At 70.5% G+C, this 12,706-nt stretch carries 11 protein-coding genes; 4 read left to right on the top strand and 7 right to left on the bottom strand.

The genetic code is table 11. The features are described 5' to 3' along the window. Positions 1-158 precede the first annotated feature (158 nt). Complete coding sequence (locus AB0C22_RS19095; RefSeq protein ID WP_357536187.1) at positions 159-1,223, top strand: LacI family DNA-binding transcriptional regulator; 1,065 nt, start codon at positions 159-161, stop codon at positions 1,221-1,223. A 396-nt stretch (positions 1,224-1,619) separates the two neighbouring features. Then, positions 1,620-3,254 (top strand): glycoside hydrolase family 13 protein, encoded by a 1,635-nt coding sequence (locus AB0C22_RS19090; protein WP_357536185.1) that lies wholly within the window; start codon positions 1,620-1,622, stop codon positions 3,252-3,254. 163 nt (positions 3,255-3,417) lie between these two features. Here AB0C22_RS19090 and AB0C22_RS19085 read toward each other — a convergent pair whose 3' ends face one another. Both AB0C22_RS19085 and AB0C22_RS19080 read right to left on the bottom strand, forming a co-directional pair. Beyond that, on the bottom strand, positions 3,418-3,873 hold the full coding sequence (locus tag AB0C22_RS19085; RefSeq protein WP_219466927.1) for a hypothetical protein: 456 nt from the start codon (positions 3,871-3,873) through the stop codon (positions 3,418-3,420). 115 nt (positions 3,874-3,988) lie between these two features. Further along, entirely contained in the window at positions 3,989-4,636 is a 648-nt protein-coding gene (locus tag AB0C22_RS19080) for a hypothetical protein (protein ID WP_219466924.1), read from the bottom strand. A gap of 48 nt (positions 4,637-4,684) precedes the next feature. Here AB0C22_RS19080 and AB0C22_RS19075 point away from each other — a divergent pair, with 48 nt between their 5' ends. Both AB0C22_RS19075 and AB0C22_RS19070 read left to right on the top strand, forming a co-directional pair. Further along, a complete protein-coding gene (locus AB0C22_RS19075) occupies positions 4,685-5,275 on the top strand; it encodes a hypothetical protein (protein ID WP_357536182.1) in 591 nt (196 codons plus the stop codon). A 256-nt stretch (positions 5,276-5,531) separates the two neighbouring features. After that, the gene (locus tag AB0C22_RS19070) at positions 5,532-8,264 is read left to right on the top strand and encodes a hypothetical protein (protein ID WP_219466918.1); all 2,733 of its coding nucleotides are present in this window, start codon (positions 5,532-5,534) and stop codon (positions 8,262-8,264) included. A gap of 106 nt (positions 8,265-8,370) precedes the next feature. On the opposite strand, the gene AB0C22_RS19065 is transcribed toward AB0C22_RS19070, so the two are convergent. The 5 genes from AB0C22_RS19065 to AB0C22_RS19045 form a co-directional block, all read right to left on the bottom strand. Beyond that, on the bottom strand, positions 8,371-8,730 hold the full coding sequence (locus AB0C22_RS19065; RefSeq protein ID WP_219466915.1) for a GntR family transcriptional regulator: 360 nt from the start codon (positions 8,728-8,730) through the stop codon (positions 8,371-8,373). Beyond that, positions 8,730-9,641: a YhjD/YihY/BrkB family envelope integrity protein gene (locus AB0C22_RS19060; protein ID WP_357536340.1), complete on the bottom strand. Its 912-nt coding sequence runs from the start codon at positions 9,639-9,641 to the stop codon at positions 8,730-8,732. The genes AB0C22_RS19065 and AB0C22_RS19060 overlap by 1 nt, the downstream gene beginning before the upstream one ends. Positions 9,642-9,796: 155 nt before the next feature. Beyond that, entirely contained in the window at positions 9,797-10,366 is a 570-nt protein-coding gene (locus AB0C22_RS19055) for a 2'-5' RNA ligase family protein (RefSeq protein WP_244252842.1), read from the bottom strand. A 32-nt stretch (positions 10,367-10,398) separates the two neighbouring features. After that, positions 10,399-11,424, bottom strand: a complete 1,026-nt coding sequence (gene trpS, locus AB0C22_RS19050) for a tryptophan--tRNA ligase (protein ID WP_208568652.1) — start codon at positions 11,422-11,424, stop codon at positions 10,399-10,401. Positions 11,425-11,457: 33 nt separating this feature from the next. Beyond that, positions 11,458-12,522, bottom strand: a complete 1,065-nt coding sequence (locus AB0C22_RS19045; RefSeq protein ID WP_357536179.1) for a hemolysin family protein — start codon at positions 12,520-12,522, stop codon at positions 11,458-11,460. Positions 12,523-12,706 lie beyond the last annotated feature (184 nt).

The following is a 12,706-nucleotide window of genomic DNA, read 5'->3' as shown; positions in this document are numbered from 1 at the left end:
GGCCTCGTCGTGGGAACACTGAAAGTTCTTGCTGACCGGCGCCGGGCAGGCCGCGCCGCTGCTGTCGCGTGTTGCCGGGACGTTAGCAAGAGGTTGCATATTATGGAAGGGCTTGCAGAGACGTACGCAAGAACTTGCCCTTGGGTTAAAGTTCCGCCATGCGCGCTCGACTGTCCGACATCGCCCAACAGGCCGAAGTCAGCGAGGCCACGGTGTCGCGGGTGCTCAACGACCGCCCCGGCGTGGCCCCCGAGACCCGGCAGGCCGTCCTGACCGCCCTCGACGTGCTCGGCTACGAGCGCCCGGCCCGGCTGCGCAAGCGCAGCGCCGGGCTGGTCGGGCTGGTGGTGCCGGAGCTGGAGAATCCGATCTTCCCGGCGTTCGCCCAGGTAATCGAGTCGACGCTGGCGCAGAGCGGGTTCACCCCGGTGCTGTGCACCCAGACCCCGGGCGGGGTCACCGAGGACGAGTACGTGGAGATGCTGCTCGACCGGCAGGTCTCCGGCATCGTCTTCGTCTCCGGCCTGCACGCCGACACGGCCGCCAACCACGACCGGTACCGCGCGCTGATCGCCCGGCCGCTGCCGGTCGTCATGATCAACGGGTACGCCCCCGGCATCGCCGCACCCTTCGTCTCCTGCGACGACCGGGAGGCCACCGAGCTGGCCGTGGCGCACCTGGTCGCGCTCGGGCACCGGCGGATCGGCCTGATCACCGGGCCGGACCGGTTCGTGCCGGTGCAGCGCCGGGTGGCCGGCTTCCGGGCCGCGATGACCCGGCTCGGCTCCACCGGCAGCGAGCTGGACGCGCTCGCCGAGCTGTCGCTGTTCGGCGTCGAGGGCGGCGAGGCCGCCGCCGGGCGACTGATCGAACGCGGGGTCACCGGGATCGTCTGCGGCTCCGACCTGATGGCGTTGGGTGCGGTCCGGGCCGGCCGGCAGCGCGGCCTGTCCGTCCCCGGCGAGCTGTCGGTGGTCGGCTACGACGACTCACCGCTGATGGCCTTCACCGACCCGCCGCTGACCACCATGCGGCAGCCGGTGGCCGCGATGGCGGTGGCGGCGGTCCGGGCCCTGGTCGACGAGATCAACGGGCACGCCGCCCCGCACTCGGAATACCTGTTCCGCCCGGAGCTGGTGGTACGCGGATCGACCGCGGTGGCCGGCCAGGCCGGCCCGGGCCGGCCCCACCCGGCACCCACCGCCCTCGCCGTCCCCGCCTGAGCCACGCCCCAGTTCCACTGCCGCCCCGCCTCCGCCTGAGCTGCGGAGCCCGCATCTGCGCCCAGGCCGCGAGCCACCCGACCTGCCAGCCTGCCCGGCCCACCTGATCCGCCGGCCCACCTGATCCGCCATTCCACCTGATCCGCCAGCCCGCCCGGTCCGGCGGCGAACCGACGCCGGACCGGGCGGATGCGGCGCTCCGTCGCCGGTCCCACCTCCCGGCTGCTGGGACGGGGGCGGGCCGACCCCACCCTGGCCGCGGGTGACGGGCGTCATTTCTTGCGCAAGCCCTGCTTGACTCTTGCAGCATTCGGCCGGCATTCTCTCCACACCCGCGTCCGTCACCCACCACCGCGCGGGTGCCGCCGTCCCGCCACAGAACGGGGAGCTCCGCCGATGACCGCCGCCACCGACCCCACGCCGCAGACCTCCGACGACTGGTGGCGTGCCGCGGTCGTCTACCAGGTGTACGTCCGCAGCTTCGCCGACTCCGACGGCGACGGCGTCGGCGACCTCGGTGGCATCCGGCAACGGCTGCCCTACCTGCGTGACCTCGGCGTGGACGCGCTCTGGCTCACCCCGTTCTACACCTCGCCGCAGATCGACGCCGGCTACGACGTGGCCGACTACCGCGACGTCGACCCGCTCTTCGGCAGTCTCGCCGACTTCGACGCCATGATCGCCGACGCGCACGCGCTGGGCCTGCGGATCATCGTGGACCTGGTGCCCAACCACACCTCCAGCGCGCACCCGTGGTTCACCGCCGCCCTCGCCGCCGGCCCCGGCTCCCCGGAGCGGGAGCGTTATCTGTTCGCCGACGGTCAGGGCGCGCACGGTGAGCTGCCGCCGAACGACTGGGAGAGCATCTTCGGCGGCCCCGCCTGGACCCGGCTGCCCGACGGCCAGTGGTACCTGCACCTGTTCGACCCCGCCCAGCCCGACCTGAACTGGCGGCACCCGCAGGTGCGCGCCGAGTTCGAGGACGTGTTGCGGTTCTGGCTCGACCGGGGCGTCGACGGGTTCCGCATCGACGTCGCCCACGGGATGATCAAGTCGGAGGGGCTGCCGGACGTCGGCTTCAACTCGATGACCACCGGCCGGCGTCAGTCGGAACTGCTCGGCAAGGGCCGGCTGCCCTACTTCGACCAGGACGAGGTGCACGACATCTACCGGGCCTGGCGGCCGATCCTGGACAGCTACCCCGGTGGCCGGATGGCGGTGGCCGAGGCGTGGGCGGAGACCCCGCAGCGACTGGCCCGCTACATCGGCCCGGACGAGCTGCACCAGGCGTTCAGCTTCGACTTCCTCGACGCCACCTGGTCGGCGGACTCGTTCCGCAAGGTGATCGACACCGCGCTGGCCGAGTCGACGATCGTCGGTGCGCCGACCACCTGGGTACTGTCCAACCACGACCGGCAGCGGCACGTCACCCGGTACGGCGACGGCGAGATCGGCCTGCGCCGGGCCCGCGCCGCCGCCCTGCTGATGCTGGCCCTGCCCGGCTCCACCTACCTCTACCAGGGTGAGGAACTCGGCCTTCCCGAGGTGCTGGACCTGCCCGACGCGCTCCGCCAGGACCCGGCGTTCCTGCGTACCGGGGAGAGCCGCGACGGCTGCCGGGTGCCCATCCCGTGGAGTGGCGAGCTGGCCCCGTACGGCTTCGGTCCGCAGGGCAGCGCGCTGAGCTGGCTGCCGGCCCCGGCGACCTGGCGGGCCCTCTCGGTGGCCGCCCAGACCGGGACGCCCGGCTCGACGCTGGAGCTGTACCGGGCGGCGCTGCGGGTGCGGCACGAGCACCCGGCGTTGGCCGCCACCGCCGGCCCGGTGGTCTGGTTGGAGACCGGGCCCGGCGTGCTGGCGTTCCACCGGGCCGCCGACGACGCCCGGCTGACCTGCGTGGTCAACCTCAGCGGCGCCCCGGTCCGGATCGACGGGTACGGCCACCCCCTGGTGGCCAGCGCCGACCTCACCGAGCAGGACACCGGACACGTCCTGCCGGTGGACGCCGCCGCGTGGTTCGAACGGCGCTGAGCCGGGTAACCCGCCTTTGACCTGGTCGTCCGTTGTGCCCCGCGCCGACGGGCGACTGGGCTGCCGACCCCTTGTGGTGGGGGGTGAAGGTGGCACCGGCGTCCCGGGAGGTCCGCTTCCCGGGGTGCCGGTGCACCACCGCGCACCGGCGTCGCCCGACCCGTCAGCGCCCGCGCAGCAGCCCCGCGATCCGCCCGAAGCCCGCCCGCACCTGCGCCTCGGTCGGTACGGGCGGCGGCTGCGGCCGGTCGGGCCCGGCGACCGCCTCGTCCTCCTGCTCGTCGAGGATGTCCTGCTCGTCGAGGACGTCGTCGAAGTCCCCGTAGAGGTCGGCCGCCTCGATCCGGGCCTCCTCGTCGGCGGCGGCGAGTTGCGACGCGGCGATCTCCTGACGGATCTCCCCGGGCGACAGCGCGGGCACCAGCGGTTCGACCACCGCCATGAACCGTTCGTCGGCCACCACCGCCTCGGCCAGGGCCAGCGCGTGCGGTCGCTCGTACGGCCCGCAGACCACGGGTTCCCACTCGGCCGGATCGGCGAGCGGGCCGAACGTGACGATCCAGGGCAGGGTGAGCAGCGGCGAGTCGTCCGGCAGGTCCAGCGTCACGAGTGCGCCCACCGGCTCATCATGTCGGCTCGGCCTCGAACGTGGGCAGTATTCGCCTCAACCCACGGTGACCCGACTCAGCAGCGGCGGAGGCGACCGGCCGGTCCTGACGTCGTGCCGCCTCGGATCAGCGCGCGTTCAGGCTGAGCATGAGATTCTCGTCGGCATTGTGGATCGCGAGCAGTTCGAACCGGGTGGACTGCCGAATATGATCACTCGGAGCGGAGAAATCCGCCTTCAGTAGCCAGTCGAGCGTCGCCGTGCGCTCCTTGGCAGTGAGGACCGGACCGAGGCAACCCTCGACCAGGTTCTTCAACAGAAGCCGCTGCACGGAACCACGGAGCTTCACCCTGCAGAAGATGTGCGCCACTTCGTTCCGGCGGTACTTGTCCGGCTGACCGACCGCAGCCGCCAGCTCGTCCCGCGTGCCCGGCAAGGTCACATTGACGATGCGCAGCGCACCGTCGACCGTGACCGGGCCGGACCAACGCTCGACCCAGGCGTCCGTGACCTTGGCCGGGGTGATGCCGGCGAACGCCGGAACGGGTCCGGTGCGGGTGGCGGTGGGGGTCGGTGGCGGCAGGGGTTCGCCTCTGTCTCCCTGCGTGCCGGGGGGCCGCTGGGGGGCCGCGCTCCTGTCGCGCCACACCACGGCGGTCAGGAGTAGGGCCAACACCACGACAGGCACCGTCAGCAGGAGCCACCTTCTTGACGTCTTCGACGTCGTCCCGCCATCCGCCGGCACCGATCCGGCTTCCCGTTCGAACTCGTTCACTATTGTGCCCCCCGTGTCACATTTAATCGGCAATGGTGCCACCACACATTGCCAGCCATCATGGAGAATGGCCGCGCAATGAACATTTGTCAATATTGCGCATTCAGATCAACCTCTGCAACTATCAAACTCGCGGCAATCGCCGCGGAAATCCACGGGGAGGATTACTTGACAAAGCTGCGAACAGCGACGCTGGCCGCACTGACCTGCGCGAGCCTTGTCGCAACCCTGCCACCGACAGCACCTGCGGCAGCCGCGAGCTGCAGCCGGACCGGTTGCAATGGCAAGATGGCGTCCGCCAATGGATGCATCACCGGCGCCTATGCCATCTCCAGCTTCAGTCGCGTGGACGGAAATGATCCGGACGGCACCGTGGCACACGGCGACCTCTACTATTCACCAGCCTGCGGCGCAATGTGGGGCGACTACACTGCCACCTATTTTGCCGACGGTTCCACCGTTCGCCTGGACTGGCAGCCCACGTACGGCGGACTGACGCAGACAGCGGCCTCACTGAGCGTGAACGGTAGCGGCAACTACGTCACCACGATGTTCAGCTGGGAGTACTCGCTGCAACTGTGCGCGTCGTCGCCATCGGGCAACCCGGAAGGCAATGAAACCTGCACCGCATGGCGATGACCACTTATCCGGCATGGCAACACCCTGCCACTGACAGACGCTTTTTTGAAACGGGGGGAAGTTGAAAAGAACCAGTAGGAAAACATGTGCGGCCATAGCCGTACTGGTCGCCCTCGCCGGCACCGCGAATGCGGTGCCAGCTGCGGCGCAGGGGCGGCCGGCCGGAGCCTCCACCACAGATCCGTCAGCGGTCCACGACCCCGACACAGCACTCGGGAAGAACTGGCCCGCCTCCTCTGACGTCCTGGTCACCGGGGTGGGCGACAGTAACGGCTTCCACCTCTATATCGCCCGGGAACGCAACGCCTTCGCCTGGTCCACGTTGGCCACCCTGTCGGCCTCGTCGCTGGACATGGGTCCGTGGATGGGTGAGACCTGCGTGACCGGCTCCGGCCGTTACGCGGTAGCGGTGTTCGCGCCGAAGATGGCCGCCAACAAGCCCAATCTGGTGCGGGCCGGAGGGATCGCCGCAGTAGTCGACATCGCCAGCGGCAAGTCGACCACCGTGGCGACAGGGTTGCAGCTGGCCTACTTCAACCCCGCTTGCGGACCGGACGACCGGGTACTGCTCACCCGTGCGGTCGGGGAGGACATGCAACTGACCGATCTGCTCACCGTGGATGCGGCCGCTCACCGGGTCACCCGTACCCGGCGGATCGCGGCCCAGCTCACCACACCGGCGCCGTCGGCCGACGGCGACTACGGCATCGCCCGGGGACATCTGGTGAAGGTCGACCCGACCGGGGCACTCACCGAGGTGGCCCGCCCGGCCGGTCCGGTCTCTACTCTTCGCGGCACCGCGCGCAGCGGCGTCGATCTGGTCGCCATCTCGGGCGAGCAGGCCGTGGCCCAGCGGTACCAGGCAGACCGGCTCCGGACCGTCGTCGTCGGCGGCAAGGGTCACCTGCAGCTGATGGGCCAGGCAGGCGGACGGAACGTGCTCGTCGGCACCGCACCCGCCCCCGACCGCAGTTGGCCGGATCTGACGGTGATCAGATCGGACCGTCAAGTCCGAGCCGTCTCCGCACGGGGTCACCTGCTGGCCGAGGACGTCGCCACCGCACAGGGCCAGCAGGCGGTACGCGCACCTTTGTCGCCCGCAGACCGGGCCGACGCCGGCCGGGTACAGGTGGCAGTCCAGGCGACCGCCAGCGGCCGCCGCTCCACCGTCACCTTCGACACCTCCCGGACAGCGCCTCGGCTCGATGCGATACCGACCCGCGCGGCGGCCGCGCCGACCGCGAGCGCACCGGCCGTCGACCCGACGATCTCGAGCCCGAAGTGCGCCGTCCGGCGCAACGACCCGAAGGTTCAGGCGCAGCAGGCAAGCGCCGGCATGGTCGAATGGGCGGTGGACCGGGCGGTACACGGCACCCTCACCACCTCCCGTCCGGCCAACTACCTGAAGTCAGGGCTGCCCTCCTACAGCCCGCAAGGGCTGTTCCCGAAGCGTGCGGTGGCCGGCGGCGGTGAAGTGCCGGCACAGCTCATGCTGGGCATCCTGGCCCAGGAGACGAACCTCTCCCAGGCCTCCTGGCACGCCGTCCCCGGCGACCTGGGCAACCCGCTGATCGCCGACTACTACGGCAACGCCGGAGCCAGTATCGACGTCATCAACTACCCGAAGGCCGACTGCGGGTACGGCATCGGCCAGGTGACCACGGGAATGAGCGTCGGCGACACGGTCTACAGCCGCAACCAGCAGATCGCGATCTCAGTCGACTACGCGGCGAACATCGCCGCCGGGCTCAACATCCTGATCGACAAGTGGAACCAGATCTACAACGAACCGCTCGGTCGGAGCACCCTCAACAACAACGATCCCACCTGGATCGAGAACTGGTTCCTCGCCGTCTGGGCCTACAACAGCGGCTATCACCCGAGTAGCGAGGCCAGCAACAACAACGGCCGATGGGGCATCGGTTGGCTGAACAACCCGGCCAATCCGACCTACGACCCGGCCCGGGCGGGATTCCTGCGGAACTCGTACGCCGATGCGGAGACGCCGGGCCACTGGTCGTACCCGGAACGCATCATGGGCTGGGTGGAAACCCCGCAGCTGAAGGGCTACCCGATCGCCACGGAGGCGTACGCCCAGCCGACATACGGTGCCAAATCTCCGACCTACCCGAGCCGCTTCACCAAGGTGCTGTCGCTGCCGGGCATCTACACGTTCTGCTCGCCGACCATCAACAGTTGCACCCCGAACACCGCGAGTCCGTGCCCGGCCGACAGTGAGGCCTGCTGGTGGCACGGCAGTGCCAGCTTCGCCAACTGCATCGCCGCGGCATGTGCGAAGGAAAAGCTGACCTACGGCTCGACGTCCGCAGAGCCGGGGGTACAGCGGGTCTACGACCGGGACTGCTCGGTCTTCACCGGCAACTCCGATCCGGACAAGGACGCCACCCGTAAGAGCAGCATCGTGTACACCACGATCGACTCGTCACAGTACGCGCTGGGCTGCACCAGCGACCCGAACGACGGCAAGTTCACCCTCCGTGCCGGTTCGCCGACGGGCAGCACGAACGCCCTCTACGCGGACATCGACCTGCATCAACTGGGCGCCGGCTACCAGGGGCACATGTGGTTCAGTCACGTCTATCCGACGGTCAACGGAAGCGCCAACCCCAAGCACAACCTGGTCGGCGCTTGGACACCTAACCTGGACCTGCAACCGGGAGAACGGATGCGGTTCGACATCGTCGCGCACCTGCCCAGCCACGGGGGCGAGTACGAGAACGCAGAATACGTCATCCGCGGCGGCAACGACGGCAGCGAGTACACCTGCGAACTGGATCAGGGCACCGGGCTGCCCGGGATCAACGGTCACGACAAGTGGGTTTACCTGGGTGCCTACAATCTGGGTCGTGGATCGTATGTGCTGCTGAACAATTCAGGGCCCGGCAGCAACGTCGACATCGCCTGGGACGCCATGGCGTTCGTCCCTATCGCCAACCGCACCGGCCACGACTGCAAGGATCCCTACTAGCAGCGCCGACATCGGACCGACCAGCCGATGCGCAATGTCAGCAAACGCCCCCGGTGACGAGTACCGCGTCACCGGGGGCGTTTGCCCTGTCCTCGGCTCGGTTCTGTCAGGGTGTGTCCAGGGCGGCGCGGACCAGAGCCAACGCGCGGTCTGGCGGCACGCCCAGCCGGGTCGCCTCCTCGGCGTAGCGGGCCGCCGCCCGCTGCAACCGGTCCGCCGCGTCGTCCCGCCCCGGGGCGACGAAGCTGCCGTGCCGGCCCCGGGTCTCCAACAGCCCGGCCGACTCCAGCTCCCGGTAGGCGCGGGCCACCGTGTTCACCGCCAGCCCCAGCTCGGCCGCGAACTGCCGCACCGGGGCCAGGCGGGTGCCCACCGCCAACCGGCCGTCGCCGATCATCGCGGCGAGCTGCGCCCGCACCTGCTCGTACGGGGGCACCGCCGAGCCCGGGTCGATCTCGATCAGCATCAGCCCGCTCCTCCCGGCGTACCCGGATCGGTCTCGGTCTCGACGTCGGCCTCGACGTTGACCTGCCGCATCACCGCACCCTCGGAGAGGTCGACGACCCGGCCGTGCCGGCTGGTGGCGGCGAGCGCGGCACCGAAGAGCACCAGCTGGTTGAGCAGGTAGAGGTAGAGCAGCACGGCCACCGCACCGGCCACCACCGCGTACGCCGGGTTCCGCTCGGTCCGCACGATGTAGAACCGGCCGACCGTGTTGAGCAGGGTGATCCCGACCGCCACCAGCAGCACCACCGGCCGCAGCCGTCGCCGGCTCATCCGCAGCCGGGGCACCACCACCAGCAGCGCCGTCGCCAGCACCGCGTTGACCAGCACGCTGAGCACCGCGCTGATGGTGGTCAGCCCCACCGAGCCGGTGGCCCGCAGCAGGAACCGCAGCACCGACTCCAACGCGTCCACCGCCGCCACCGAGACGCCGAGCATGACGAAGACCAGCAGCAGCACGCCCAGGTCCACCAGCGGACGGACCAACAGGTTGCCCGGTTGCTGGTTGAAGCCGTACATCAGCCGCTGCGACGACCGGATCGCCTCCACCCAGCCGATCCCGGTGAAGACCAGGATGACCAGGCCCACCACCCCGACCGCGTTGCTACTCTCGGCGATCTGCTGCGGGTCGAGGAAGGGCAGGTTGTCCCGCAGGAACGCCGCCACCGCGTCGGAGACCTCGTCGTTGTCCTCCAGGATCGCCCCGAAGACCGAGTACGCCACCAGGGCGAGGGCGAAGACCGCGAAGAAGCCGTAGTAGGCGATGGCGGCGGCCAACCGTCCGCCCAGCACCTCGCCGTAGAGGTCCACCGCCCGCCAGACATGGTCGAGCCGCGGCCACCGGTGCCGGGCCACGGCGAACCGGCGGTCCATGCCGGCCGTCCACCGGCCCCACGCATCCACCACGTCATCCTCGCCGATCTGTCGTCACCGGGCCCGCCAACCGGCCGCCGGCGGAAGGGGTGCCGGCCACCGGCGGACGGGGGTGCCGCCCGTGCTGGCGCTGCGACCGGACACCGGCGGGCGGGTCAGCCGCCGAGCCGGAAGTCCCGGCGCGGCTGCCACCGGGTCTGACCGCTGTGCGAGAACAGGGTGAACGCCTCCACCTCGAACATCGCCGAGAAGTCCGCCAGGTCCTCGTACGCCCGGTCCAGCGCCTCGGGGGCGACGTCCTGCGCCACGGTGACGTGCGGGTGGTACGGGAAGCGCAGCTCCCGGTGCAGCTGGGGCGCGGCGTTGATGGCGGCGGCGAGCAACTCGCACTCGCTGATCCCGGCCGCCACCGCGACGAAGACCACCTGGGTCACTGGCCGGAACGTGCCGGTGCCCCGCAGATGCAGGGTGAACGGCAGGTGGGTGGCGGCCACCTCGGCCAGATGCGCCTCAACCGCCCCCAACGCGGCCACCGGGATCTCGGTCGGACCGAGCAGTGTCACGTGCGCCGGGACGACCTGCGGGTCACCCGTCTGCACCCGCCGTCGGGTGAGCAGCTCACCCCACGGCTCCGGGATGTCCACCGCGATCCCGATCTGGATGGTGTCGCCGGCCACCGGAACCTCGTCCCTGCGATCCACGCTCCGCGCCACCCCTCCGGCCATCGTCTCGACCCGTACCGCCGCCCCGCCCACGACTACTCGAAGCGGACCGGCGCCAGGAACCCGACCCGCTCGTACGCTGTGCGCAGCGTCGGCACGGTGACCTCGCGGGCCTTCTCCGCACCGGCGGCGAGCAGCTTGTCGAGCTGGGCGGGATCGTCGAGGTACCCCCGGGTGCGTTCCTGGATCGGGGTGACGAACTCGCGGACCACCTCGCCCAGCTCCTTCTTGAGATCGCCGTACCCCCGGCCCGCGTACGCGGCCACCAGGTCGTCGATGCTCCGGCCGGACAGCGCGGAGTGGATGGTGAGCAGGTTGGACACCCCGGGCTTGGTCTCGGTGTCGAAGACGATCTCCCGGCCGGTGTCGGTCACCGCCGAGCGGATCTTCTTGGCCGAGCGGGCCGGATCCTCCAACAGGTCGATGATGCCGGTCGGTGAGGACGACGACTTCGACATCTTCGCCGTCGGCTCCTGAAGATCCGTGATCTTGGCAGTGTCCTTGACGATGTGCGGGGCGGGCACCGTGAAGGTCGGCCCGAACAGCGAGTTGAACCGCTGGGCCAGATCCCGGGACAGCTCCAGGTGCTGCCGCTGGTCCTCGCCGACCGGCACCGCGTCGGCCTGGTAGAGCAGGATGTCGGCGGCCTGGAGGATCGGGTACGTGAACAGGCCGACGCTGGACCGGTCGCTGCCCTGCTTCTGCGACTTGTCCTTGAACTGGGTCATCCGGCTCGCCTCACCGAAACCGGTGATGCAGCCCAGCACCCAGGCCAACTGCGCGTGCTCGGGCACCTGCGACTGGACGAACAGGGCGCTGCGCTCCGGATCGATACCGACCGCGAAGAGCTGCGCGGCGGCCACCCGGGTGCGCTGCCGCAGCACCGCCGGATCGTGCCCGGCGGTGATCGCGTGCAGGTCGACCACGCAGTAGAACGCCTCGTGGGTGTCCTGCAACGCCACCCAGTGCCGCACCGCGCCCAGGTAGTTGCCGAGGTGGAACGAGTCGGCCGTCGGCTGGATGCCGGAGAAGACGCGGGGGCGGGCGGGAACGTCGGACATGCCGGCAATTCTGTCAGCAACCTCCGGCGTACGTCATGACGGGCCGGCGGGTCGACTCGCCGCCGGTTCCGCCGCGGCGGTGACCTCCCGTACCGACGCCCGCGCGACGTCGGCCGGTGCCGCGGCAGCGGCGGCCTCCCGGCGCGGCTCGGGCAGGCGGGCGGCGGAGACCGCGACCCGGGACACCCGACGCCCGTCGAGGGTGAGCACCCGCAGCAGCCAGCCGTCGGCCGGGTCCGTCGCCGACGGATCGTCCGACGCGGTGACCGGGACCTCGTCCCCGGCCACCGGGAGCCGGCCGAGCGCCGCCATCACGTACCCGCCGACCGTCTCGTAGGGGCCGGTGGGCAGCGGCACCCCGGTCCGTTCGGCGAAGTCGGCCAGGTTGAGCCGGCCGTCCACCACGGCCGGCAGACCGGCCGACACCGGTTCGGGTGGACCGGCGTGCTCGTCGTGGATCTCCCCGACCAACTCCTCGATCAGGTCCTCGCAGGTGACGATGCCGGCGGTGCCGCCGTACTCGTCGACCACCACGGCGAGGTGGTGGCCCTCCCGGCGCATCTCGGTCAGCGCGGCGAGCACCCGCTTACTGCCGGGCAACCGCTTCACCTCCCGGCTCACCCGGCCCACCGTGGTCGCCCGGTCCAGGTCGGGGCGCAGCAGCACGTCGCGCAGGTGGACGAAGCCGACCACGTCGTCGTGGGTGCCGTCGACCACCGGGTAGCGGGTGTGCGGCTCGGCCCGGACCAGCCGTTCGGCCTCGGCGAGGGTCAGTCCGGCGGAGAGGAAGACCACCTCGGTGCGGGGCATCATCACCTCGCGGACCAGACTGGCCCCGGCGACCAGCACCTCGTCGATGATCCGCCGTTCGTCGGGGTCGAGCACGGTGTTCGCGGCGACCAGGTCACGCAGTTCGTGCTCGCTGATCCGTTCCCGACCGGCGGCGGGGCTGGCGCCGAGCAGGTCGGTGACGAGCCGGGTGGCGCCGTCGGCGGCCCGGACGACCAGCCGGGCGACACCGCGGGCCACCGGCCCGGGTACGCGTCTGGTCCGCCCCGGCGCGCGTCTGCGGGGCCCGGGACCGCCCGCTTCCCGCATGGAAGTGATGGTAGGGCCGCCAACCACGAACGGTGGACGATGTGCGGATCTGTTCAACTATGAAGGTTCGTGATGGAATAGTGCCGACCCCGCGACGCACAGCGCGACGACAGCACCCGCCCGTAGGGTGATCACGAACGGCCGCAGCGGGCGCGGCCAGGCAGGAGGACCGACGTGAAACTGC

The sequence above is a fragment of the Micromonospora sp. NPDC048894 genome (assembly GCF_040649765.1).
Taxonomy (GTDB): domain Bacteria; phylum Actinomycetota; class Actinomycetes; order Mycobacteriales; family Micromonosporaceae; genus Micromonospora; species Micromonospora antibiotica.
This window is presented reverse-complemented; position numbering and strand designations above follow the sequence as displayed.

Excerpts from the sequence above, each read along its gene's own strand:
- AB0C22_RS19095 (WP_357536187.1), top strand. The coding sequence starts at position 159 with ATGCGCGCTCGACTGTCCGACATCGCCCAACAGGCCGAAGTCAGCGAG.
- AB0C22_RS19045 (WP_357536179.1), bottom strand. The coding sequence starts at position 12,522 with ATGCGGGAAGCGGGCGGTCCCGGGCCCCGCAGACGCGCGCCGGGGCGG.
- trpS (WP_208568652.1), bottom strand. The coding sequence starts at position 11,424 with ATGTCCGACGTTCCCGCCCGCCCCCGCGTCTTCTCCGGCATCCAGCCG.
- AB0C22_RS19055 (WP_244252842.1), bottom strand. The coding sequence starts at position 10,366 with ATGGCCGGAGGGGTGGCGCGGAGCGTGGATCGCAGGGACGAGGTTCCG.
- AB0C22_RS19060 (WP_357536340.1), bottom strand. The coding sequence starts at position 9,641 with ATGGACCGCCGGTTCGCCGTGGCCCGGCACCGGTGGCCGCGGCTCGAC.
- AB0C22_RS19065 (WP_219466915.1), bottom strand. The coding sequence starts at position 8,730 with ATGCTGATCGAGATCGACCCGGGCTCGGCGGTGCCCCCGTACGAGCAG.
- AB0C22_RS19090 (WP_357536185.1), top strand. The coding sequence starts at position 1,620 with ATGACCGCCGCCACCGACCCCACGCCGCAGACCTCCGACGACTGGTGG.